This is a genomic window from Streptomyces nigrescens (genome assembly GCF_027626975.1).
GTDB lineage: Bacteria > Actinomycetota > Actinomycetes > Streptomycetales > Streptomycetaceae > Streptomyces > Streptomyces nigrescens.
Genome location: NZ_CP114203.1, coordinates 5,542,586 through 5,566,907, shown reverse-complemented (window position 1 = coordinate 5,566,907; position 24,322 = coordinate 5,542,586). Strand labels below are relative to the sequence as shown.

The following is a 24,322-nucleotide window of genomic DNA, read 5'->3' as shown; positions in this document are numbered from 1 at the left end:
TTGGGCCAAAGCCAAGTGACGATGTAATGACATGCGCCGGGCCGCTGTGGGCTCGTCCCTCCACCCGCTGAAGAACTTCCTGCCGTCTGCAGCAAGTCCGACATCACGGTCCCCGCCAATGCCTGCGTCGATCGAGGGGGCGCCAGGTTCCGGCAGGACGACCACTATCTGACCGCCGCCTGGACCGCGTCCTACACGCCCACCCGCAGCCACAACGAAGGAATTGGCGGCCGCCTCAACAGCGGCGAGATCGACATCGGGAATCCGAAACACCATCGCGCACCGGGACAGGTCGCCGAGACCCTCCCGGTCGCCAACCTCGTCATCGCCAGCAACCTGGACATCCTCGAAACCTGGCTCTACCAGCGCACCGCGGCACCCACCTAACGGACACCGACTGCACAGCCGTCCCGACGCCGAGAAAGCCGCACACCGTCCGAACCGAGGACGGCCGCCACCACTCGCAGACTGACCAGCCGGCGAACAACCACACAGCATCACGGCCGGCCCCGGAGACCCAGGTCCGCCCGTCGTGCTCACACGACCGCATGACAGAGGATCAACACACTCACAGTCGCGATCCGCTGTCATCCACCACCCCGAACAGCCTCGGACAGGCTTCGGAAACGACAAAGATCCCGACCGATCACCATGATCGGCGGGATCTCGTCAACCGTTCCTGAGCTAACTCAAGAACGGCCCTGCTGTGGGGTGTTCACGAGAGTGCCTGGCCAGGATGTTCTGACGGCTTTGGACATCGCTTCCCATACGCTGAGTGATCGTTTCCCGTCGTGCCCACCGACTGACACCGCATGAGGCAAGCCAAGGGACGCAGGACCTGGGCGCCGACTGGAGCGCGGGCAGTTCAACGCCAATGGTCGCTAGCGGCGTACCGGCTTCACGCGACGCCTGTTGACCATTGCAGCTCGATCTTGTGGGGAAGCCCGGTGACTACCTCGATGACGAAATCTTTGGCCCCTTAGTCAGGGCGACCTGTGAATTTCGATCTTGCGGAATCGTGTGCTGGCGCATGCATGCAGCTGGGCCCTCAAAGGACTGTCGCCAACGGTCCGGTGGAGCGGTCTGACGGAGCCGGAAACCGACGGCGATCCGCTTGCCGACACGGATGCGTTGAGGGCTGTCGGGCACATGTTCGCTAAACCGAACGCCACCACGAGCCGAGCAAAGTCCGCCTGCAGTTCGGCTTTGCCTGAACTCCGCCTGGCAATGGTCCACACCAGCCAAGCCGACCCGCCTCTCATGCTCTCGTGACGGCTCTCCACCACGTGGCACGGCAGTCAGGTGCGGAGGGCGAAGAGGTATATGCCTTGCTGGCCTCCCACCACGAGTTCATGACCAGCCGACCAGGCGCACGAGGACAAGTCCCCGTCGGTACGTGCGATGGCCACGGTGCGTTGCTCTGTGGCATCCCAGATCCGCACCGTCTTGTCGTGGCTGGTGGTGGCGAGCCACGCCCCGTCCGGGGCAATCGCCACAGAGCCCACCGGGCCGGTATGGCCGGTAAGGGTGACAGTGCAGGTGCCAGAGGCCGGATCCCAGATCCGCACCGTCTCGTCCTCGCCGGTGGTGGCGAGCCACGCCCCGTCCGGGGCAATCGCCACAGAGCCCACCGGGCCGGTATGGCCGGTAAGGGTGACAGTGCAGGTGCCAGAGGCCGGATCCCAGATCCGCACCGTCTCGTCCTCGCCGGTGGTGGCGAGCCACGCCCCGTCCGGGGCAATCGCCACAGAGCCCACCGGGCCGGTATGGCCGGTAAGGGTGACAGTGCAGGTGCCAGAGGCCGGATCCCAGATCCGCACCGTCTCGTCCTCGCCGGTGGTGGCGAGCCACGCCCCGTCCGGGGCAATCGCCACAGAGCCCACCGGGCCGGTATGGCCGGTAAGGGTGACAGTGCAGGTGCCAGAGGCCGGATCCCAGATCCGCACCGTCTCGTCCTCGCCGGTGGTGGCGAGCCACGCCCCGTCTGCGGCAATCGCCACCGAAAGCACTGGGCCAATGTGGCTCCAGAGGGTGCGGACGCAGGTGGCGGAGGCTCGGTCCCAGATCCGCACCGACCGGCCATCGCCGGCGGTGGCGAGCCAAGCACCGTCCGGAGCGATCGCCACCGACGTTACTGAGACGGTCTCGGGAATAGCGGCTGTCCCAGAAGCGAACTCTCGGTCCCAGATCCGTACTGACTGGCCATCGGTGGTGATGAGGCAGGTACCGTCCGGAGCGATCGCCACTGATTCCACCCTGCGGGTGTGGCCGGTGAGCGTGGCGGTGCAAGTGCCGGAGGCTCGGTCCCAAATCCGTACCGACCGGCCATCAGTGGTGACGAGCCAGGTACCGTCCGGAGCGATCGCCACTGATTCCACCCTGCGGGTGTGGCCGGTGAGCGTGGCGGTGCAAGTGCCGGAGGCTCGGTCCCAAATCAGCGCCTCCCTGCTGTAACTGGTCGTGACGAGCCATGCGCTGTCCGGGGCGATCGCCACCAACGTCACAGGGCCAGCGTGGCCGGTGAGGGTGGCGGTGCAAGTGCCGGAGGCTCGGTCCCAAATCCGTACCGACCGGCCATCAGTGGTGACGAGCCAGGTACCGTCCGGGGCGATCGCCACCGACGTCACAGGGCTGGTGTGGCCAGTAAGGGTCGCGGTGCAGGCATCGGATGCCCGATCCCAAAGCTGCACCCCGCCCTCCATGAGTGTAATGGCGAACCAGGCGCCATCCCGGGCGATCGCCACAGACGGCCCCATGCCCGCATGGCCGATGACGGTGATGTCGGTACCGGAGGCTTGGTCCCACATCCGTAGTCCCGTGCCCCGGCTGGTGGTGGCGAGCCAGGTACTGTCGGGAGCGATCGCCACCGACGTTACTGGGCCGGAGCGATCAAGGGTGGCAGTGCAGGCTCCGGACGCTCGGTCCCAGACCCGCACTTCACCGTCATAGCTAGTGGTGGCGAACCAACTGCTGTCCGGAGCGATCACCACCGAATGCACCTCGCTGACGTGGCCAGTGAGGCTGGCGATGCGGGTGCCAGATGCCCAGTCCCAGATTCGCACGGTCCCGTCATCGCTGCCGGTGGCGAGCCAGGTGCCCTCCGGGGCGACCGCCACTGACGCTATTCCGCCGGTGTCGCCGGTGAGGGTGCGCTGCAGCGCAGGGGGAAAGATGTCGGGCAGTGGCCACAGATTGGTTAAGCAGGGGCGTAGGTCAGGGTCGTGCCGACGTGCGGTGATCTGAGAGTGCCAGTGCGGGTGTCCGTCAAGGCGGTTGTGCAGGACGCTGATGAGCGCGTGAGGTGGATTGGTGGGGGTGAGGAGGTGGCCGCTCTGGATGAGGCTGTGGGCAAGTAGCCGGGCATGAGGGGAATTGATGCGGGCGAGGTCGGCCCAGGGAGCGGTCGGTCCTCGTTGGTGGAGTCGGGCTTCTACCCAGCGCACGTCGCCGGCCACCGCTTCGGCGGTTGAGATGCGTTCGGCTGCGAGGAGGTGGTCAATGAGGTGGTCGAGGAGGTAGCCGTCCTGCAGCTGCCACCAGGCATGTTGGGGGTTGGGGGAGGTGGTGGCGAGGGGTTGGGCGGGTGACAGGGTGGCGGCGATCGCGTCGGTCAGGAGGCCGTTGAGGCGGATCAGGTCGGCCGTGCCGAGTTCGCTTCGGAGGTAGTCGCGGACGACGTCGTGGAGGCTGATCCTGCCGCCTTCGCACGTGTTGTCGAGGCTGATCAGTGAGAGGCGATGCAGCTGTGCCAGCAAGGCGCGTGCTTGGTGCTCGGTCAGCCCGTCGGCGGCATGCCAGAGCTGGACGACGACGGAGACAGGGATGGATTCGTCCTCGGCGAAGATGCCAAGTTCGGTGAAGCGGGCCGCGCCTCCTAGTGGGAGCAGGCTGGTGGCAGCCTCGATCGATGCCTGGACGGCCTCATTGCGCTGGTCGAGGTCGTCGAGATCCCAAGCGGTGGGGTCGGCGGTGGGATTGACCGCGGCTTTGGGCCCGTGGTTGCGCAGCTGGTCGAGGATGTGGCCGGCAGCGGCAGCGGGGTCGGCGCCGGTTTCGGTCTGCAGGGCGATCGACCGGTTGGTCAGGCGCAGCAGGAGGGCCCAGCGGCCGGTGACCTGGAGCAGGTTGTCGACCAGGTCGTTGCGCAGGGGTGGCAGGTCGTGGGTCAGCACGGCTTTGGCCTGGGTGTGGGACATCTGGTCGACCGGGATGGTGCGGGCTGTGGGGGGCAGCAGTTTCGGGTTGCGGGTGGTGACCAGGCGTACGCAGTGTCGGCCGCCATGGAGGAAGGGGGCGAGCTGCTCTTCTTCCCACACGTCGTCGAGGACGAGCAGGGTGCGGGGACGTGCATCCAGGAGTCGACCCAGGTGGGCACCGGCCGTGTGGGGATCATCGAATTCGGTGGTGTCACCGGTGATGAACTTGGTGGCCTGCGCGACCTTAGCGGACACGGCCGAGCGGCCGCGGACATCTCGTCCGATGGTGACGGTGTAGATCCGTGACCGGAACCGGCGCTGCACCCGCCGGTGGTTGGCCACGGCGATCGCCAGTGTGGTCTTTCCAAACCCTCCTGCTCCCGAGAGGGAGGTGGTGATGCCGACCTCTCCGGCACCGCGGCACACCTCGTCAACGGCTTCGCGGGTCTGGTGCCGGTCCACGAACCAGGCGGGAACAGCGGTCGGCTGAGGCGGCGAGGGATCGTTCACTGCTGGCGGAGCCGACTGCATCCACGCCAACGCAACAGCCACTACGACAGTCAGCCCGCCGAGCAGGCCGACCCATAACCACGGGTGCTGCCGCAGTTCGTCCAGCGGGCCAGGCCAACGCGACACATTCGTAGCGGGGTTCGCCGCCAGCGCCAGAAACAGCGACGCTGCCGCGCCCAGGCCGGCAAGCAGCGCCAGCCCCGCTTTCCACTTCCGCACCTGGGCACCCCCGTTGATGATCTGCTCGTCAAACTCTAGAAACGAGTCAGCAGGACCATCAACGGAATGCTGCAGAACAGCATCGGTAGTGCTCCCGCGCTTCCGTCACTCCGCTCGCGATACCTCTCCCCTTGTCCCTCCCGGGGAATCCGCAACACGACGTGCTCAGGAGCCGCGCCCGGAGCCCCACAACCCCAGTCTGACGTTCGGCATCGGCAGGTACGTCTCGTCCGTGCCGAGCTGTACGTCAACGTCGCGCACTTGCAAGGTCGGCAGTGACACAAGGTCGACCATCAGCGTGCACCTTCCAGCCCGAGGACGTCCCGGAAGGTCTGGCATCAATGAGCGCGATGATCTTCGGTGGTCCGGTCTCGGCCATTAACGGGCTCAAGGCGTCGGGTAGTTGTCGCTTGGGGGCATAGGTGATCACCGTCTGTGAGGTTCTGCGTGACTGGCATACGGTGTGGGCGGGGCTCTGGCGTTCTGGCTGAGGTTCCCTACACGGTCCTGGGATCTGGATTAAGGGCAGGCGATGACTTCGCTGTTCGAGCGGCTGGATGAGGAAGAGGCCATCGTTCGGGGCGAGTTGGCTGCCCTTCGCGACAAGGTCGCGCAGGCAGAGGAACGGCTCGCCCGTCTGGCGATCACTCGGGATACTGCCGCGTCCTTGCTCGGCCGCGAACCTGGAGCCGGCAGCCGCGAGCCAGGGTCCTCGCAACCGTCCGGCGCTGCTGATGCAGTGCCGTCCGAGCCCGATGGGCCGGAGGGGACTGCTGGCTTTGAGGGTGGTGGGCCAGAGCTCGAAGAGCTGCCGTTGGAGGTGGCTCAGGAACGCATCTTGGCCTTGCTGGCCCAGGCAGGCCGAGCGGTGAGGTTGCAGGACATCGTCCCTGCCATTGGAGAGAGCCGAGTGGAGACGACTCGCTCGCGCTTGAAGGCCATGGCAAAGAAGGGGCTGCTCATCCAGGGCCCAACTGCCTGGTTCCGCCTCGCTCCGGCCGACACCGAAGAGGGGGCGACCACGGCAGATTCCTAAGACGGCCGCCAGTGCGGGTGAACACCCGCACCGGCGGCGGCGCTGGCACCGCCGAGGGTTCAGCTCGGCGGAGCCGGTTGCTTGAGTTCCCCTACAAGGTGGCTCTCGCATGCCCGAGCGTAGTAGAGGTCCTCTCCGCACGGGGCGTGGAGCCGCGAAATTGTCATGCCCGGTCGCCAACGTGCGAATCCGGGTGCGAATCGAGGCTCAATGATCTTCATTCCGGAAGCATCCGGGCGACTCCGGCCACAGGTGCACTCGCGTGAAGGCGGCAAGGCGGGCGACGGTGGCCACGTCCGGCCAGGACCGTCCGGCCAGCAGGTCGGCGATGGCCTGCCGGTTGACCCCGGAGCCAGCCGCGGCCGCCCGCAGGCTCAAGCCTTGCCCGGCAAGAGCGCGGGCGAGGGCGCGGGCGATGAACCGGACACTCTCGGCCGCCGGGTCGGCGAGGGGTTGTTCGGTCCAGGCTTCCGGATCGTCGGCCAGCTGCCGGGGGCAGCGTGCGCGGGCGCGTCCACCGACCACTTGCACACCATCCTGTCTGTTGAAGTCGATCGAGCACGGAATGGCTGCTTGTCCAGCCGGTATGCATGGACCGTGATCCTTGATCCGGATACCTCGGCGAAAATCACTCGCTACCGGCCTCGCCAGGCGCCGGCTGCCTGGGCGGACGTCGCGCCGCTGGTGCGGTCCGTGGTCACCGCCGTCGCCAGCGCGGTGCCCTATGACGTGGAGCGTTTGCTGCACATCACCGCGTCCCTGGCGCTGTGGGCCGAAGGCTCGGGGCTCGCCAGAGATCCTGACACCTGGCTGCGCAACGAGGTCATCGACGCCTACGTCCTGTCCCGGGCGGCTGACCTGGAGCCGACGTCGGTGCAGACCTACCGGACGTGGCTGCTGCGGATCCGCAATGCTCTGGCCTGGAGCCAGCGTGGGGAAGCGACCCCCGCTCGTCTCCACGGCGTCGCCAACCCCTACTCCCCTTATGGTGATGGGGAGTTGGCGGGGCTGCGGCAGTGGGCAGTGCATCTGAAGGGGCAGCAGCGCTCGGATGCTCTGGCCCTCATCGCGCTCGGGGCGGGATGCGGACTGCAGCCCAAGGAGGTGGCGGCCAGCCGCGGCTGCCACCTGCGGCGCCGCCGCACGGACGAGCCGCTGCTGCACACCGGCGTCACGCGTGAGGTCCCCCTTGCCGTCCGGGCGGGCTGGGAGGAGGTGCTGGAGGAGCTGGCCCGCAGCGCGGGTGGCGGTTACCTCTTCCGGCCACGTCGCACCGCGGCCTACTCCAAGAACCTGATCGGCTCCTGGTCCCTGCAGCACCGGCCCCCGGGCGGGCTGCCGCAGGTGTCGGTGGGGCGTCTGCGGGCGACATGGATCGTGCAGCTGATGACGACCCGGCTCGGCCACGACGTGATCGCCAAAGCCGCAGGGCTCGGCTCCTCCGCCTCCCTGGCCCGCTACGAACACCATGTGCCGCCCCTGGATGAGACGACTGCCGCCCGCCTGCTGCGAGGCGCCACCCAGTGACCTTCCCGCGCACATGGCGGGACCACCACAAGATCAGGCACTGCCGACCGCGCCCGGCCACCGACGCGCCGGCCCGGATCCCCGACTCCAAAGTCGGCCAGCTCGACACGCTTCTGCACGCCTCTGGGGTGCTCGAACTCATCGACGCTGAACTGGCCGGCCGTCCGGGCCCTGCCGGAATGCCCCTGCGGACGGTGCTGGGGGGATTGCTGCTGTCGCTGCACTACCACTCCAGCGCCACCTTGGCCGATGCCTACCGGGTCCTGCTCGACGAGCTGACGCCCACCGCCCAGGGCTGGCTCGGCGTGAAGGACACCGACCTCCGTGACGCTCATGCCCGCATCGCTTTCACCCGCCGCGTCTACCGCGCCTTCGATCGGCTGACCACCACGCTCGACCCGCACCGATGTGACCGCCGGCGCCGCCTGCCCCTGCATGAAGCCGCCCGACACGCCGCGGCCTGGGAAGACGACCACCCGGAACGCCTGCGTCGGCGCGAGGTACTGCAGCAGATCAGCGACCGCCTGATCCTGGTCACCGTCCGCCTCGCCCACCGCCGCGGTCTTCTCAAGGGCTGGAAGGGCGACGTCGGCTTCGACACCACCTCGCTCCCGTCCTGGCACGACGAGCCCATCGAACGCCGCGACTTGGCCTCCCTCGACATCACCGCAGGCTGGCATTTCAGCGGCGGCGCGGACAAAGGGATCTTCGGCCACAGCGCCACACTCCTGATGGCCGCAAGCCGCCGCCACCCAACCGGCTTCTCGCACGCGGGGACACGGAGCAGCACCCACCCCCAACTGGCCCTGGGGTTGGTCCTGGACACCCCCGGCAAACGCATCGGCTCCAACGCCGTCCACACCCTCAGCGCCCTGGACGGCCTTGGTCTTGGCCTGCCCACCGGGATCCTGGCCGCCGACCGCGCCTACACCGCCCAAAAGACGGGTCACTTCGCAGGGCCCGTCCGCCGCCTCGGCTACAAGCTGGCCCTCGACTACAAACGTGACGAACGAGGCATCCAGGGCACTCACCAAGGCGCCATCCTCGTCGACGGCTCCCTCGCCTGCCCCGCCATGCCCACAGCCCTGGCCCAAGCCACCACCGACCTGGACGACAAAGCCGTACGCACCTCTACCGACGACCTGCGCGAACTCATCGCAGGCCGCGAGCCCTTCTTCCTCAAGCTCAAGCAGGCAACCGACCCTCACGGCACCATCAGGCTGCAATGCCCGGCCGCCGGCCCCTCGCCCTCGGTCAACTGCCCCCGCTTCCAGCACAGCAACGGACCCGCACCTCGCCGAACCGTGGTGGACCTCACCTCTGCGCGTTCCACCGCCGCCCACCCCGCAGCCAAGCCCACCGTCCCCATCGACCCGGCAGAACGCCTGCGGCCCCTGCCCAAGAACCAGCTGCCACGCATCTGCCAGAAGCCGACCATCACCATCCACCCCGGCGACCTCGGCCAGCGGGACAAATACCGCCAGGACCTCCGCTACCTCAGCCCCTCCTGGCACGACGCCTTCAAGCCCATCCGCGCCAACAACGAAGGACTCAACGGCCGCGCCAAGAGCCACCGCATCGACATCTCCCGCCCCGAGAAACGCCTCGCGCACGGCAGAGTCGCCCAGACCATCCTCGTCGCCCTCATGATCTGCACCCTCAACCTGCAGATCATCTACAGCTGGCACCTCACCACCGGCACCCAACCCGCACCCACAGACGAGGACACCTGCCCCAAAACCGACGGCATCGTGCCGACACCTCCAGCCGCCAACGGCATCCCGCCACCCCGCTGAACTCCGCAAGGCCCCGATCCTGAATGAACCTCCCCAGCGCCTGCCGGCCCCGGCCCGCAGGCGCCGCGGCATGCCCTCCGCACACCGGACCACTCAGAACCACCACCGCGTACCACCGAGAACCCGCTCCACACGCCATCCGAGTTCGGATCTCGCCTCGAACAGCGCCTCAGAATGCAGAAATCCCGCCCGATCAACGGATCGGACGGGATCTCATGAACTCTCCCTGAGCTAACTCAAGAACAGCTCTGCTGTGGACCTGAGGGGATTCGAACCCCTGACCCCCTCGTTGCGAACGAGGTGCGCTACCAGCTGCGCCACAGGCCCTTGCGACGAGTGAAACTCTAGCATCTCGGTCGCGGTGCTCGGAAATCGCTTCCGGTGCTGGTCAGCGGAGGGCCGTCACTCGTTCGCCGCGCGTGGGCGGTCCTCGTCCTCGTACTGGTCGAAGAGGGGGGTGCGGCCGCGGGTGCGGCGGCCGGGGTGGGTGGGGCGGTCCTGCGAGGGCGTGTCGGGCTGGGGGTGGTCGGGGGCGGCGCTGGAGCGGGCGGAGCTCCAGGCGTCGTCGGCGTCCAGGTCGACATGGCTGGTGGCGCGCGGGGCGACCGGGGCGGTGACGTAGGTGGGCAGGGGGACCGGGACCGGCTCCCAGCTGCCGGCGGCGGGGCTCGGACGCTCGCGCTCGCGCTGCTGGTCGACCCACTCGGCGTGGTCGGTCTCCTCGACCAGGGCGCGGCGGCCCGCGGTGTGGGCGGGGGTCGCGGGGCGGGGCGGTTCCGGGGCGGCGTCGGCCGGGGCGTCAGCGCGGGCGTCGACCGGGTGCTCGTCGGCGGGCGGCTGGTCGGCCGCCTGCTGAGGGCGGCGCCTGCCCTCCCGCAGTCGCTGGGCCGCCGCCTCCGCCTTGCGCCGGTCCATGGTGAAGGTGAAGCGCCGCCGCTCCTGGGCGCGCAGGTAAATGATGTACGCGGTCAGGAGGAGGGCGGGAAGGGCAGGGGCCCAGAGGAAGGGGATACCGCCTACCGCGGCGACGATGGCGCCGACGGTGAAGGTGAGAAACAGGATGGTGATGGTGCGCCGGCGGCGGGCGAGGACCTTGGCGCGCTTGGTCCGCTCGGCGGCGGAGGGGCGCGGCGGGGTGGCCTGCACCCGGGTGTGGACGGCCTCGGCCGGGTCCGCCGGAGCGGGATCGCCAAAGTCCCGGGCGGCGGCCTCGTCGGCCGGAGCGTCCGGGTCCGCTTCGTCGCCCGCATCGTCGGCGGGGTACTCCCCGTGCCGCTTGTCGTAGCGGCGCTGCATGGCCGCACGTCCGGACAGCAGCCGGATGGCGGTGCTGAAGCGCTCGGTCGGACGGGCCTCGTTGAGCTCGTCCTGCCTACGGAGCCACATCGGCACCAGGTAGGCGGCCCAGGCCCCGACGATGACTGCGTAGATGAGGCCGCTGCTTCTCACAACTCACACGGTAGAGGGGTTTGCGTGGGGCCATCCGCCAATTGAGCCGGTGTGTCGCACGATCTGGCTGATATCTCGAACTTTTTTGTGATCGTAGAGATCAGCACCTCAGCCAATCCGGTCAATCAGGGAATAGATTCGAACATTCATTTTATTTGTGGGGTGCGCCCGGCGTGCGGGGTTTCCCTCGCCGCCAGCGGTTGAGCAGGCCTTCGGGCACCTCTTCCGCGGTGAGGGCGTAAACGGCGTGGTCGCGCCAGGCGCCGTCGATGTGAAGGTAGCGCGGGCGGATGCCTTCTTCGCGGAAACCGAGCTTTTCGACCACCCGGCGGCTGGGGGTGTTCTCCGGGCGAATGCAGATCTCGATGCGGTGCAGGCCCACGGACCGGAAGCAGTGGTCGACGGCGAGCGCCACGGCCGTCGGAATGACACCGCGGCCGGCGACTTCCTGGTCGACCCAGTAACCGACATGGCCGGAGCACATGGAGCCCCAGGCGATGCCCGCGACCGTCAGCTGGCCGACGAGCCGGCCGCGGTATTCGACGACGAACGGCAGCATCCGGCCGGCGTGCGCCTCGGCACGGAGATGGCGGACCATCTGACGGTACGTGGGACGGTGCGGCGGGGCGAGGCCGGGCGGGGGCGGCGGGATGGTGGCTTCCCAGGGGCGCAGCCAGTCGCGGTTACGGCGGTTGACCTCGCGCCATTCCCGTTGGTCGCGCACCCTTATCGGGCGGAGGGTGACCTCACCGTCCGTCAGGACCACCGGCCAGGGCGCGTTCAGCTCGGGCTCCCGGAAGGTCTGGGGTGGTCGCCGCCGCGGATCTGGTCGACGGCGTGCGGCAGCAGGTCTGCGAGGACGGCGAGGCCGTCGCGGACGCCGCCGGACGAGCCGGGGAGGTTGACGATCAGGGTCGTCCCGGCGACGCCCGCCAGGCCGCGGGAGAGCGCGGCGGTGGGGACCTTCGTACGGCCGGCGGCGCGGATCGCCTCGGGGATGCCGGGGACCTCGTAGTCCAGGACCCGGCGGGTGGCCTCGGGGGTGCGGTCGGTGGGCGAGAGGCCCGTACCGCCGGTGGTGAGGACGACGGCGTAGCGGGCGGAGGAGACGGCGCCGCGGAGGGCTGCTTCCACCGGCTCGCCGTCGGGCACCACCTGCGGGCCGTCGACCACGAAGCCCATGGCCGCCAGGCCCTCGGCGAGCAGCGGGCCGCCCTTGTCGGCGTAGACGCCGGCCGCGGCGCGGTTGGAGGCGGTGACGACCAGGGCGCGTGCGGGTGTCATGACCGGCTCCAGTCGCCGGACTTTCCGCCGGTTTTCTCCTCCACGCGGATGTCGGAGATCACCGCGGCCTTGTCGACGGCCTTGACCATGTCGACGACGGTGAGGGCGGCGACGGAGACGGCGGTGAGGGCCTCCATCTCGACGCCGGTGCGGTCGGTGGTTTTGACCGTGGCCGTGATCTCGACGGCCTCGTCGGTGAGGGAGAGGTCCACCGTCACGCCGGAGACGGCCAGCGGGTGGCAGAGCGGGATCAGCTCGGGGGTGCGCTTGGCGCCCATGATGCCGGCGATCCGGGCGGTGGCCAGGGCATCGCCCTTGGGCATGCCCTCGCCCCGCAGCAGCTCGATGACCTGCGCTGACACCAGGACGCGGCCACGGGCTCGGGCGGTGCGGGCGGTGACGTCCTTCTCGGAGACGTCGACCATCCGCGCCGCGCCCGCCGCGTCGAGATGGGTGAGGTGTTGCTGGCCGCTGCTCATCGTTCTCCCGGTACCAAACTGCCGCCTGTGGGACGACACCGTACCCCCGGCGGCAGCGGGCTATCCGAGCAGGACGATGTCCACCTCCGCGCCCGCGGGGACCTCGGTGGTGTCCTCGGGGACGATGATCAGCGCGTTGGCGTGCGCCATGGCTTTGATCAGGTGGGAGCCGGCGCCGCCGACGGGGGTGACCGTGCCGGCCTCGGCGTCGTAGGAGCCGCGCAGGAACTGGCGCTTCCCCTTGGGCGAGGAGGCCACGGCCTCGGTGCACTTGGCGGGAGTGGTGGGGCGGTGGACCTCGGGCAGGCCCATGAGGGCGCGGATGGCCGGGCGGACGAACAGCTCGAAGGAGACGTACGAGCTGACGGGGTTGCCGGGCAGGGCGAGGAGCGGGATGCGGTCGGGGCCGATGAGGCCGAAGCCCTGGGGCTTGCCGGGCTGCATGGCCAGCCTGCGGAACTCGACCGTGCCCTCCTCGGCGGACAGCGCGGCCAGGGTCTCCTTGACGACGTCGTACGCGCCGACGCTGACGCCGCCGCTGGTGACGAGGATGTCGGCCCGGATGAGCTGGTCCTCCAGGGTGGAGCGGAGGGTCTCGGCGTCGTCGGCGACGGCGCCGACGCGGTAGGCGATGGCTCCGGCGTCGCGGGCGGCGGCGGTGAGCTGGAAGCTGTTGGAGTCGTGGATCTGGCCGGGCCCCAACGCCTCGCCGGGCTGGACCAGTTCGCTGCCGGTCGACAGCACCACGACGCGGGGGCGGGGGTGGACCCGGACCGTGCCGCGGCCGATGGCGGCGAGCAGGCCGATCTGGGAGGGGCCGAGGACCGTGCCCGCGCGCAGGGCCGGCTCGCCTTCGGTGACATCGCTGCCGCGGGCGCGGATATGGGCGCCGGCGGCGGCCGGGCGGTGGACGCGGACCTCGCCGCCGGCGTCCTGGGGGGCGGCGCTGTGGGCGCGCATCGTGGCGGCCGGTCCCTGGCCCGTGCCGCCGTCGGTCCACTCGACGGGGACGACGGCGTCGGCGCCGGGCGGCATCGGGGCGCCGGTCATGATGCGGACGGCCTGGCCGGGCTCGATCCCGGGCAGCTCGCCGCTGCCCGCCGCGACATCGCCGATGACGGTGAGGACGGCCGGGGCGCTCTCCGTGGCGTCCGCGACGTCGGCGGCCCGGACCGCGTAGCCGTCCATGGAGCTGTTGTCGAAGGGCGGCAGGGCGACCGGGACCGTGATGTCCTCGACCAGGACGCAGCCCTGGGCGTCGAGGAGTTGCAGCTCGATCGGGTCCAGCGGGTCGATCTTCGACAGGACGTCGTCGAGATGCTCGGCCACCGACCAGACGCGGTCCTGGTGGCGGGTCTGGTCGGTGGTGCCGTTCAACGTCTTACATCTCCTCGGTGACGTAACTGCGAAGCCAGGTCCGGAAGTCCGGGCCCAGGTCTTCACGTTCGCATGCCAGTCGGACAATGGCACGCAGATAGTCGCCGCGGTCGCCGGTGTCATAGCGGCGGCCCTTGAAGACCACGCCGTGCACCGGGCCGCCGAGGGCGGGGTCGGCGGCCAGCGCCTGGAGGGCGTCGGTGAGCTGGATCTCGCCGCCGCGGCCCGGGGCGGTCTTGCGGAGCACCTCGAAGACGGCCGGGTCGAGGACGTAGCGGCCGATGATGGCGAGGTTGCTGGGGGCCTCGGCCGGGTCGGGCTTCTCGACCAGGTCGGAGACGGCCACGACGTCGTCGTCGCCGGTCGGGGCGGCCGCCGCGCAGCCGTAGAGGTGGATCTGCGCCGGGTCGACCTCCATCAGGGCGATGACGGAGCCGCCGTACTGCTCCTGTATCTCGACCATGCGCTGCAGCAGCGGGTCGCGGGGGTCGATCAGGTCGTCGCCGAGGAGGACCGCGAAGGGCTGGTCGCCCACGTGGGGTGCGGCACACAGCACCGCGTGGCCCAGGCCCCTGGGGTCGCCCTGGCGTACGTAGTGCATGGTCGCCAGGTCACTGGACTCCTGCACCTTGGCGAGCCGGGACTCGTCGCCCTTGCGGTGCAGCGCCTCTTCGAGTTCGTAATTACGGTCGAAGTGGTCCTCAAGGGGGCGCTTGTTGCGGCCGGTCACCATCAGGACGTCGGAGAGCCCGGCGGCGGCCGCCTCCTCCACCACGTACTGGATGGCGGGCTTGTCGACTACCGGGAGCATCTCCTTGGGTGTGGCCTTGGTGGCGGGGAGAAACCTGGTGCCGAGGCCGGCTGCTGGGATGACAGCCTTGCTGATCCGTGTGTGCGATGCGGTCATGCGCGACACCATAACCGGCCCTATCGGAACGATGATGAGGGACCGGTGAATAGAGCACGAGAGCGGGAGCAAGGGCGCACAGTGAGCATTGAGCACGATAGAAAGCGCAGGTTGCGGCGGGATCTCCTGGAGGTAAGGAGAGCGTTGCCGCCGGATGTCGTCGCGGCGACGGGCGAGGCGCTGGCCCGACGTGCCCTGGAGCTGGACGAGTTGGTGTGGCCACTCGCCCCGCTGCCCGAGGCGCTGCCGACCGTCGCCGCCTATGTCTCGATGGGCGGCGAGCCCTCCACCCGCGCCCTGCTCGACCTGCTGCGGGCGGCCGGGGTGCGGGTGCTGCTGCCCGTACTGCTGGCCGACAACGATCTGGACTGGGCGCTCTACGAGGGCGCGGAGGGGCTCGTACGGGCGGGCCGCGGGCTGCTGGAGCCGGACGGGCAGCGGCTGGGCCCGGAGGCCGTCACGGAGGCGGACGTGGTGCTGCTGCCGGGGCTCGCGGTGGACCGCAGCGGGCTGCGGCTGGGGCGCGGCGGCGGCTCCTACGACCGGGTGCTGTCGCGGCTGGAGCGGGCCGGTGCGCGGGCGTCGCTGGTGGTGCTGCTGTACGACGCGGAGGTGCTGGCGGAGGTGCCGGGCGAGGCGCACGACCGGCATGTGCATGCCGCGGTGACCCCGTCGGGGGTGCACCGGTTCACGGAGCCGGGAGAGCGTCCGGAGGACTGAGGCGCCCGTGGACGGGCGGGCGGCCCCGCGGAGCCGGAAAGCCGTCGGGCGGACCGGAATCCTCCGGCCCGCCCGACGGCTAAGCGATCACCAGGTGGCGGCGTGCGCGCCGCCCGCCCCTACGGCGACAGCGTCAGCGTGTCCTTGCCCGCCTTCTTGACGGCCTGCTCGCTGTACGCCCAGGGCAGCAGGTCGCCCTTGGCCCACTTGTCGGTCTGGTCGTAGTAGTGCGCGTCGTAGGCGTGGCCGGAGGCGCCGGTGAGGTTGATCCAGCGGGACTTGTCGAGGTCGGCGAGGTTGACGACCATCCGCATCGACGGGACCCAGGTGACCTTGTAGCCGCCGGCGGCGTTCCAGCCGGTGGCGTCGACCGCGGCCTCGCCGCCGCCGACGTTCCAGGGGCCACGGTTGAACAGCCCCTGCAGGATGCCGGGCCCATCGGTGCCCAGGGTCTGGTTCTTCAGGAACATCTGGTGCAGCCGTCCCCAGCTCCAGTTGTCGATGTTCTTGCCCAGCTTGGAGGTCAGCTCGAAGCGCGCGTCCTTCATGGCGTGTGCCAGGAGCTGGTCGCGGTTCTTGTCACCGGGGCGGTTGGGCCGGTCCTCGGTCTTCCACCAGGCGTTGTCCGGGTCGTCGAGGATGGTGCGGACGACCTCGTACCAGCGGTCGCCGCCGTCGGGCTGGGCGGAGTCACCGGCCCGCTCGCCGCATTCGCGGATGTACTTGTCGTTCTCGTCGGCGGGGCCGGTCTCGTCGGCCGGGCGGACGGTGAGGCACTGCCCGTCGGGGCGCACTTCCTTGGGCATCTTGTTGCCGAAGGCGAGCTTGAGGGTGTTGCGCCAGACGGCGTTGAAGTAGGCGGCCGCGGCGGAGTCGGGCTCCTGGGTGAAGTCCCAGCCCTCCAGCAGCTGCTGGGCGTCGCGGACGTACTTGTCCTTGATGTCGATCTTCGTCAGGTAGGGCGTCAGCAGCCGTGCGATCTCGCTGCTGTTGTCCTTCTGGAAGGTCTGCATGTCGTCGGTGGAGACCTTGCTGCCGTCCTTGATCTTCGACTCGATCAGGTCGTTGATCCGCTGGCTGCGGGAGCCGTAGCCCCAGTCCTTGGTGAGGAGGTAGGGGTACTTCTCGTCGACGACGGCCTGGTTGGCGGTGACGATGTAGCCGCGCTTGGGGTTGTACTCGTACGGCAGGGCCTTCTGCGGGATGTAGCCGGTCCACTGGTACTTCGGGTTCCAGCCGGGCGCCGGGTAGGTGCCGTCGAACTGGCCGTCGCCCTTGCCGCGGACGGGGATCCGGCCCGGGGCCTGGTAGCCGATGTTGCCCTTGGTGTCGGCGTAGATCAGGTTCTGGGACGGGACCTCGAAGTGCGCGGCGGCCTTGCGGAAGTCGTTCCAGTCCTTGGCGCGGTTGAGTTCGAAGACGGCGTCCATGGACTTGCCGGGGTCCAGCGCGGTCCAGCGCAGCGATACGCCGTAGCCGTCACCGCGGTCCGGGGCGGCGTTGCCGACCGGGGCGTCCTTGCCGACATCGGCCAGTTCGTCGTCGCGGTCGGAGACGATCGGCCCGTTCTTGGTGGACCGGACGGTGATCTCGTGGCTCTCGCCGCCGGCGACCTTGATGGTCTCCTTGCGGGTTATGAAGGGCCGCTGCTTGTTGTCGTAGAAGTATCCGTCGGCGTTGACCTTCTCCAGGTACAGGTCGGTGACGTCCGCGCCGAGGTTGGTCATGCCCCAGGAGATGTCCTGGTTGTGGCCGATGACGACGCCGGGCATACCGGAGAAGGTGAATCCGGAGGCGTCGTAGTTGCACTTGGGGCTCGTGGTGCGGCAGTGCAGGCCCATCTGGTACCAGAGCGAGGGCATCTGCGGTGCCAGGTGCGGGTCGTTGGCGAGCAGCGGCTTGCCGGTGGTCGTGTGCGCGCCGGAGACGACCCAGGAGTTGGAGCCGATGCCGTTGCCGTTGGGGCCGAGCAGCGCCGGGACCTTGTCCAGCGTCTTGGACAGCGAGGACAGCTGCGACTGCAGGCCCGCGGTGGCCCCGCCGGGGCCGGCCGGGGCGGCGTTCGCCGAACCGCCGGGCTTGAACTCCTTGGAGGCGGGGTCGACCGCACCGCCCTCGACGATCGGCTTGTTCCGCTTGTACGGGTATGCCGGGTAGAGCTGGGCGATCTGCGCGGGGGTGAAGCGGCTGGTCATCAGGGAGCGGTCGATCTCCTCCTGCATGTTGCCGCGCAGGTCCCAGGCCATCGCCTTGAGCCAGGCCACCGAGTCGACCGGCGTCCACTTCTCGGGCTTGTAGTCGTTCTCGAAGTCCAGCGCCGCGTACTCCAGGGACAGCGCCGAGCCCTCGTGGTCCTTGAGGTAGGCGTTGACTCCCGCGGAGTAGGACTGGAGGTACTTCTTGGTGCTGGGCGACAGCTTGGTGTCGTACTCCTTCTGCGCCACGTCGCGCCAGCCAAGCGTGCGCAGGAACGAGTCGGTCTTGACCTCGCTCTTGCCGAACATCTCCGAGAGGCGGCCGGCGGTCATGTGCCGCCGTACGTCCATCTCCCAGAAGCGGTCCTGGGCCTGGACGTATCCCTGGGCGCGGAAGAGGTCTTCGTCGGTGTCGGCGTAGATCTGCGGAATGCCGTGGGCGTCGCGGGTGACGTCCACCGGGTTGGTCAGACCCGGGAGTTTGAGCGAGCCCGTGGTCTGCGGGAACGACGCACGAACGGTACTGACGCCCCAGAACGCGCCGAAGCCGATGCCCGCCACGAGCAGCAGCACGACCGTGATCGCGACGAGACGGCCGCGCCGCCCCTTCTTCTTCCTGGGGACTGGGCCGGACTTGTTGGCGGGCATCTCTGTCCTTCGAGGGGCAGGGTGGGAGTGCTGGAGCAACCATAGGCGCACGGGTTCGGCGACCCCTACGCGGAGTCACCACCAGCACATCCAACCTTCAAGCAATGGTAAATTGTTAGTCTCAGTAACTAGATACGGTAAGGAAAGCCCGCCCCGGAACCCGTGCGAGGAAGGATCAGCTCCTGACTGTCGACCATCTCAACGAACTCCTGCTGATCTGCTCGCTCGTACTGCTCATTGCGGTCGCCGCGGTACGGCTCTCCTCGCGCAGCGGGCTCCCCAGCCTGCTCATCTACCTGGGGATAGGCGTCGCCATAGGCCAGGACGGGCCCGGCGGCGTCGTCTTCGACAACGCCGAGCTGACCCAACTCCTCGGCTATGCCGCGCTGGTCGTGATCCTCGCCGAGGGCGGCCTGGGCACCAAGTGGAAAGAGATCAAACCGGCGCTGCCCCGGGCGGCGGCGCTCTCGACGGTCGGCGTCGCGGTGAGCGTGGGGGTCACCGCGGCCGGAGCGCACTATCTGGCCGGACTCGACTGGCGCCAGGCGCTGCTGATCGGCGCCGTGGTGTCCTCCACGGACGCCGCGGCCGTCTTCTCCGTGCTGCGCAGTGTGCCGCTGCCGGCTCGCCTGACCGGCGTACTGGAAGCCGAATCCGGCTTCAACGACGCCCCGGTGGTCATCCTCGTCGTCGCGTTCTCCACGTCGGGGCCGGTCGAGCACTGGTACACCCTCCTCGGCGAGATCGCGCTGGAGCTGGCGATCGGCGCCGCCATCGGACTGGCCATCGGCTGGCTCGGCGCGTACGGCATGCGGCATGTGGCGCTGCCCGCGTCCGGTCTGTACCCGATCGCCGTCATGGCCATCGCGGTCTCCGCCTACGCGGCCGGCGCCCTGGCGCACGGCTCCGGCTTCCTCGCCGTCTACCTGGCCGCGGTGATCCTCGGCAACGCCAAACTCCCGCACGCACCGGCCACCCGCGGCTTCGCCGAGGGCCTCGGCTGGCTCGGCCAGATCGGCATGTTCGTCCTGCTGGGCCTGCTGGTGACCCCGCACAACCTGATCGCCGACATCGTCCCGGCACTGGTGATCGGCATGATCCTGACGCTGGTGGCCCGGCCGACGTCCGTGTTCGTGGCGCTGCTGCCGTTCCGGGTGCCGTGGCGGGAGAAGACCCTGCTGTCGTGGGCCGGGCTGCGCGGCGCGGTACCGATTGTGCTGGCCACCATCCCGATGGTGGGCGATGTGCCCGGCAGCCAACGGGTCTTCAACATCGTCTTCGTCCTGGTCGTGGTCTACACCCTCATCCAGGGGCCGACGCTGCCCTGGCTGGCCAAGCGGCTGCGGCTGGGCGAGGACGAGGAGGCCGCCGACCTGGGCATCGAGTCGGCGCCCCTGGAGCGGCTGCGCGGCCATCTGCTGTCCATGTCCGTCGGCACGACGTCCCGTATGCACGGTGTCGAGGTCGGCGAGCTGCGGATGCCCGCGGGCGCCGCGGTCACCCTCGTCGTACGGGACGGCTCCAGCTTCGTGCCCTCGCCCTCCACGGTGCTGCGGCGCGGCGACGAGCTGCTGGTGGTCGCCACCGACCCGGTGCGCGACGCGGCCGAGAAGCGGCTGCAGGCGGTCTCCCAGGGCGGCAAGCTGGCCGGCTGGCTGGGCACCGGCGGCCCCGCCGCGGGGCGCGGCCACCGCCACCGCTGACGTCCCGCCGCACCCGGGGCCGGGAAATGTGCTGCATCTCTCCACGGATCCCAAGGAATTCCGCGTGAAGCCCTGACCAATCCCAGGGCTTCACGCGCCGCGGCCTGTAGTATGAAGAGGCACATCGACGAACCAACTCTGCCTGATGCAGAGCTGGCGCGACCGCTCGGCGGCCGCGGTCCCCTGCGCCACGCAGAGCCACCTTCCCCGGTGCGGACCACGCGGTATCACTCGGTCCTGCGCGAGAGGACAGCTCTCGGCGCGTACCCGTGACGACCTCGCGGGTGGCGCTACCAGGCGGCAGAAAGGCCCGGCCGTGGCATCCGCGGTCAAGGACTCCCGTTCCGGATACGGACCACTGCTCCGCACCCCTGGTGCTTGGACATTCCTGCTGCCCGGCTTTCTGGCCCGGCAGCCCTTCGCCATGCTGACGATCGGCATCGTGCTGCTCGTCGAATCCACCACCGGCTCGTACGGCACCGCGGGCGCGGTGTCCGCCGCGACCGGTGTCTCGATGGCCCTGTTCGCCCCGCAGAGCGGCAAACTCGCCGACCGCTTCGGCCAGCGCGCGGTGCTGATCCCCGGCGTCCTGGTGCATGTCGCCGGTGTCGCGGCGCTGATCACCCTGGCCCTCGCGCACGCCCCCCTGTGGGCGCTGTTCGCGGTGGCGGTCCCCACGGGCGCCTCGACGCCGCAGGTCGGCCCGATGGTGCGGGCCCGCTGGGCCGCCCGGCTCGGCGGCAGCCCGCTGATGCCGACGGCCGCCGCCTTCGAGTCGGTGACCGACGAGTTCACCTTCGTGGTCGGCCCGGTGCTGGCGACCGCGCTGTGCACCGGCATCCACCCGGCGGCCGGGCTGGTCGCCGAGGCCGCCCTGACCCTGGCCGGCGGGCTGCTGTTCGCCGCGCAGCGGCGCAGCCAGCCGGCCGTGCACCGGACGCAGGCCGGCGACCTGCCGCGCGTCTCGGCGCTGTCGGTGCCCGGCGTACGCGTCCTGATCGTGGCGTTCCTCGGCATCGGCGCCGTCTTCGGCGGTATGCAGGTCTCGCTGACGGCGTTCACCCAGCACATCGGGCAGCCCGGCATCAACGGCGTGCTCTACGGGATCTTCGCGGGCGGCAACATGCTCGCCGGTATCGCCTGTGGCGCCCTCGCCTGGAAGGTCGGCCCGCGGCGCCGGCTGCTGGTCGCCTACGGGCTGCTGGCGCTGGCCACCACCCCGCTGTGGGCGGTCACCGCGGTGCCGCTGCTGGGCGCCGTCGGCCTGGTCGTCGGCCTGTGCATCGCCCCGGCCCTGATCACCGGCTACACGCTGGTGGAGTCGCTGGTGCCGGCCGCCGCCCGCACCGAGGCGTTCACCTGGCTGACCGGTGCGGTCGCACTGGGCCAGGCGGCCGCAGCCACCTCCGCCGGCCAGCTGGCGGACGGCTTCGGGCCGAGCACCGGATTCCTGGTGCCGCTGGCCGGTACGGCGCTGGCCCTGACGGTGCTGCTGACGCTCCGCGCCCACCTTCTGCCGCGCTCCTCGGCCGGGGCCGCCGACGCCCCGGCGCACGGCGCCGACGACCGGGTCCCGGCCGTTTCCGACGACCGGGAACGGGAGCTGGCGCGCGCCTGACCGAGCGTGGAGTCGGTCACCGTCCGCCGGTCACGGTGGACTGGCGGGCGGGAATACTGCAATATGGAGCGTCGTTAGCACTCATCGAGTGAGAGTGCCAGGAGGAAGACTAGTGCCGACCTACCAGTACCAGTGCACCGAGTGCGGCGAGGGCCTCGAGGCGGTGCAGAAGTTCACCGACGACGCGCTCACGGAGTGCCCCGCCTGCAACGGACGCCTCAAGAAGGTGTTCTCCGCGGTCGGCATCGTCTTCAAGGGCTCCGGCTTCTACCGCAACGACAGCCGCGGCTCGTCGTCCAGCAGCAGCCCCGCGAAGAGCTCCTCCTCGTCGGGCACGACGTCCTCCTCGGACTCGTCGGGCTCCTCGTCCGGCAGCTCCGACAGCAAGCCCTCCACCCCGGCCGCCTCCTCGTCCGCCGGCAGCACCTCGGGCACCAGCTCCGCCGCCTGACCCGCACTTCTCCGGACCCCGCCGTCACCGACGGCGGGGTCCGCTGCGTCACGGCTCCCTTTCTCCGTCACCCGCCCTCCTCCCGCCGCCGCGCCCCGATAGTGTGACCGGCATGGCTGACGCGGAGATTGGCGTTATCGGCGGATCGGGGTTCTACTCCTTCCTCGACGACGTGACCGATATCACAGTGGACACCCCGTACGGGCGCCCGAGCGACTCGCTGTTCGTGGGAGAGGTCGCCGGCCGCCAGGTCGCGTTCCTGCCCCGGCACGGCCGCGGCCACCATCTGCCGCCGCACCGCATCAACTACCGCGCCAACCTGTGGGCCCTGCACTCGCTCGGTGTACGCCAGGTCCTCGGCCCGTGCGCGGTCGGCGGACTGCGCCCCGAATACGGCCCCGGCACCCTCCTGGTCCCCGACCAGCTCGTCGACCGCACCAAGGCCCGCGCCCAGACCTACTTCGACGGCGAGCCCCTCCCCGACGGGAGCGTGCCCAACGTCGTCCATCTGGCCTTCGCCGACCCGTACTGCCCCACCGGGCGCCGGGCCGCCCTTTCGGCGGCCCGCGGCCGGGACTGGGAGCCGGTCGACGGCGGCACCCTCGTCGTCGTCGAGGGCCCCCGCTTCTCGACCCGCGCCGAATCGCGCTGGCATGCCGCACAGGGCTGGTCGGTGGTCGGCATGACCGGCCACCCCGAGGCCGTCCTGGCCCGCGAACTGAGCCTCTGCTACACCTCGTTGACCCTGGTCACCGACCTGGACGCGGGCACCGAGACCGGTGAGGGCGTCTCCCACGAGGAGGTCTTCCGGGTCTTCGCCGAGAACGTCGGCCGGCTGCGCGAGGTCCTCTTCGACGCGATCGCCGGCCTCCCCGACAACGCCGCCCGCGACTGCCTGTGCACCGGTGTCCACGCCGGCTGGGACCTGGGCATCGAGCTGCCGTAACACCCCGACGACGCACTCGGCCTCCCCCTCCCGGGTGGCCGGGTTGTCCACAGAGGCGGGGTCGTCCACAGCCCGGAGCGGGCGGGCGGGGTCGTGCGGCACGGTGGTGATCCGCGGTTCACCCGACCTCACCACCCCACAGGCGGTACCACCATGCTCCGCACCTCGCCCGCACCCCTTGTCGCTGACCTCGCCGATGCCTCCGACCTCGCCGGCCCCGACCTTCTCTCCCCACCGCTCCCCGCTCCCCCGCCGTGTGAAGTGCCGCACTTCCCGCCGGTGCGGGCCGGCGGCGGCCGGCACCGGTGGGGACGGACCGCGCGACAGCGCTTACTGGCCGCCGGCCTGGCGATGACCGCCGCGGCACTGGCCGGCGGGGCGTCGTACGGCGCCGTACGAGATGCTCCCGCCCCCGGCTGCCCGTCGGCAACGGCACCGGGAGGGCGGTGACCATGCCCCAAGATCAAGTGGCATCTGCTCCCACCCCACGCGAGACTGCTGCGAATGGCGGGGCACCCGCCGCGCGCCAATGGGGGCGCGCCCACCGCACCGGTACCGCGGTATCCGTCCACGCCGTCCGCACGCTCGGGCCACTCCGCCGGAACCACCTGTTCCGCGCAGCCGCACCGGCCACTCGACGGTTCGTGTCACACGACTGGACACCCCTGCCCTGCCCTGCCGTAAGTTGCGGTGCTGATTGTTGGTGCACCGTCCGTAGTGAGCATGGAAAGAGGCTGTCAGGTGAGCGAGAGCAAGGGCGTCCTTCAGGGATTCAAGGAATTCCTGATGCGCGGCAACGTCATCGAACTCGCGGTCGCGGTCGTCGTAGGTGCGGCCTTCACCAACATCGTGAACGCGGTGGTGAAGGGCATCATCAACCCCATCGTGGGCGCGCTCGGTTCGCAGAACCTCGATCACTACCAGTCCTGCCTGACCGCCACCTGCGCCAAGGATCCAAAGACGGGCGCCTTCACCGACGGGATCTACATCCTCTGGGGCTCGGTGCTCAGCGCCGCCCTGACGTTCCTGATCACCGCCGCGGTCGTCTACTTCCTCATGATCCTTCCGATCAACAAGTGGAAGGAACGCCAGGCGGCCCGGCAGGCGGCCGAGGCGGGCCCCGCGGACCCCACCGAGATCGAGCTGCTCACCGAGATCCGCGATGCGCTGCTCGCCCAGCGCACCGGCTCGCCGTCCGTGCCCTCCCCCACCTCGGGCACCATCGGCACGCAGAAGACCCACGAGTAGCAGGCGCCCACGG

Annotated in this window: 19 protein-coding genes and 1 tRNA gene; 10 read left to right on the top strand and 10 right to left on the bottom strand. The window is 69.9% G+C overall.

What is annotated here, in order from left to right; genetic code table 11:
* Positions 1–1,298: 1,298 nt before the first annotated feature.
* Positions 1,299–4,925, bottom strand: coding sequence for an NB-ARC domain-containing protein (locus STRNI_RS24970; protein WP_277412039.1), 3,627 nt, complete (start codon positions 4,923–4,925; stop codon positions 1,299–1,301).
* 532 nt (positions 4,926–5,457) lie between these two features.
* On the opposite strand from STRNI_RS24970, the gene STRNI_RS24965 reads away from it, so the two are divergent.
* A complete protein-coding gene (locus tag STRNI_RS24965; protein ID WP_277412038.1) occupies positions 5,458–5,961 on the top strand; it encodes a hypothetical protein in 504 nt (167 codons plus the stop codon).
* 207 nt (positions 5,962–6,168) lie between these two features.
* Here the strand turns inward: STRNI_RS24965 and STRNI_RS24960 are convergent, their stop codons facing one another.
* Entirely contained in the window at positions 6,169–6,486 is a 318-nt protein-coding gene (locus tag STRNI_RS24960; RefSeq protein ID WP_277412037.1) for a helix-turn-helix domain-containing protein, read from the bottom strand.
* A gap of 72 nt (positions 6,487–6,558) precedes the next feature.
* Between STRNI_RS24960 and STRNI_RS24955 the strand changes: the two genes are divergently transcribed.
* Positions 6,559–7,488 (top strand): hypothetical protein, encoded by a 930-nt coding sequence (locus STRNI_RS24955; protein ID WP_277412036.1) that lies wholly within the window; start codon positions 6,559–6,561, stop codon positions 7,486–7,488.
* Positions 7,485–9,284: a hypothetical protein gene (locus STRNI_RS24950; protein ID WP_277412035.1), complete on the top strand. Its 1,800-nt coding sequence runs from the start codon at positions 7,485–7,487 to the stop codon at positions 9,282–9,284. Before STRNI_RS24955 ends, STRNI_RS24950 begins: the two co-directional genes overlap by 4 nt.
* Before the next feature lie 254 nt (positions 9,285–9,538).
* Here the strand turns inward: STRNI_RS24950 and STRNI_RS24945 are convergent.
* From STRNI_RS24945 to galU, 7 genes are all read right to left on the bottom strand, one after another.
* Positions 9,539–9,611, bottom strand: a tRNA-Ala gene (locus STRNI_RS24945).
* A gap of 75 nt (positions 9,612–9,686) precedes the next feature.
* The gene (gene sepX / locus STRNI_RS24940; RefSeq protein WP_277412034.1) at positions 9,687–10,733 is read right to left on the bottom strand and encodes a divisome protein SepX/GlpR; all 1,047 of its coding nucleotides are present in this window, start codon (positions 10,731–10,733) and stop codon (positions 9,687–9,689) included.
* A 151-nt stretch (positions 10,734–10,884) separates the two neighbouring features.
* Positions 10,885–11,499, bottom strand: coding sequence for a GNAT family N-acetyltransferase (locus STRNI_RS24935; protein WP_018091130.1), 615 nt, complete (start codon positions 11,497–11,499; stop codon positions 10,885–10,887).
* Positions 11,500–11,513: 14 nt separating this feature from the next.
* The gene (locus STRNI_RS24930) at positions 11,514–12,017 is read right to left on the bottom strand and encodes a MogA/MoaB family molybdenum cofactor biosynthesis protein (protein WP_277412033.1); all 504 of its coding nucleotides are present in this window, start codon (positions 12,015–12,017) and stop codon (positions 11,514–11,516) included.
* On the bottom strand, positions 12,014–12,496 hold the full coding sequence (moaC, locus tag STRNI_RS24925) for a cyclic pyranopterin monophosphate synthase MoaC (protein WP_148590773.1): 483 nt from the start codon (positions 12,494–12,496) through the stop codon (positions 12,014–12,016). The genes STRNI_RS24930 and moaC overlap by 4 nt, the downstream gene beginning before the upstream one ends.
* Positions 12,497–12,556: 60 nt before the next feature.
* Positions 12,557–13,873: a molybdotransferase-like divisome protein Glp gene (glp, locus tag STRNI_RS24920; protein WP_277412032.1), complete on the bottom strand. Its 1,317-nt coding sequence runs from the start codon at positions 13,871–13,873 to the stop codon at positions 12,557–12,559.
* A gap of 4 nt (positions 13,874–13,877) precedes the next feature.
* A complete protein-coding gene (gene galU, locus STRNI_RS24915) occupies positions 13,878–14,780 on the bottom strand; it encodes a UTP--glucose-1-phosphate uridylyltransferase GalU (protein ID WP_018091134.1) in 903 nt (300 codons plus the stop codon).
* Between the two features lie 144 nt (positions 14,781–14,924).
* On the opposite strand from galU, the gene STRNI_RS24910 reads away from it, so the two are divergent.
* Complete coding sequence (locus STRNI_RS24910) at positions 14,925–15,500, top strand: 5-formyltetrahydrofolate cyclo-ligase (protein WP_277412031.1); 576 nt, start codon at positions 14,925–14,927, stop codon at positions 15,498–15,500.
* Between the two features lie 119 nt (positions 15,501–15,619).
* Here the strand turns inward: STRNI_RS24910 and STRNI_RS24905 are convergent, their stop codons facing one another.
* The gene (locus STRNI_RS24905; protein WP_148590775.1) at positions 15,620–18,343 is read right to left on the bottom strand and encodes a penicillin acylase family protein; all 2,724 of its coding nucleotides are present in this window, start codon (positions 18,341–18,343) and stop codon (positions 15,620–15,622) included.
* Between the two features lie 182 nt (positions 18,344–18,525).
* On the opposite strand from STRNI_RS24905, the gene STRNI_RS24900 reads away from it, so the two are divergent.
* From STRNI_RS24900 to mscL, 6 genes are all read left to right on the top strand, one after another.
* Positions 18,526–20,046: a potassium/proton antiporter gene (locus tag STRNI_RS24900; protein WP_266445674.1), complete on the top strand. Its 1,521-nt coding sequence runs from the start codon at positions 18,526–18,528 to the stop codon at positions 20,044–20,046.
* Between the two features lie 316 nt (positions 20,047–20,362).
* Positions 20,363–21,664: an MFS transporter gene (locus STRNI_RS24895; RefSeq protein WP_093639562.1), complete on the top strand. Its 1,302-nt coding sequence runs from the start codon at positions 20,363–20,365 to the stop codon at positions 21,662–21,664.
* Between the two features lie 112 nt (positions 21,665–21,776).
* Complete coding sequence (locus STRNI_RS24890; protein WP_018091140.1) at positions 21,777–22,115, top strand: FmdB family zinc ribbon protein; 339 nt, start codon at positions 21,777–21,779, stop codon at positions 22,113–22,115.
* Between the two features lie 112 nt (positions 22,116–22,227).
* Positions 22,228–23,061, top strand: a complete 834-nt coding sequence (locus STRNI_RS24885; protein WP_277412030.1) for an S-methyl-5'-thioadenosine phosphorylase — start codon at positions 22,228–22,230, stop codon at positions 23,059–23,061.
* 153 nt (positions 23,062–23,214) lie between these two features.
* On the top strand, positions 23,215–23,511 hold the full coding sequence (locus STRNI_RS24880) for a hypothetical protein (protein WP_277412029.1): 297 nt from the start codon (positions 23,215–23,217) through the stop codon (positions 23,509–23,511).
* 291 nt (positions 23,512–23,802) lie between these two features.
* The gene (gene mscL, locus STRNI_RS24875) at positions 23,803–24,309 is read left to right on the top strand and encodes a large conductance mechanosensitive channel protein MscL (RefSeq protein ID WP_174876383.1); all 507 of its coding nucleotides are present in this window, start codon (positions 23,803–23,805) and stop codon (positions 24,307–24,309) included.
* Positions 24,310–24,322 lie beyond the last annotated feature (13 nt).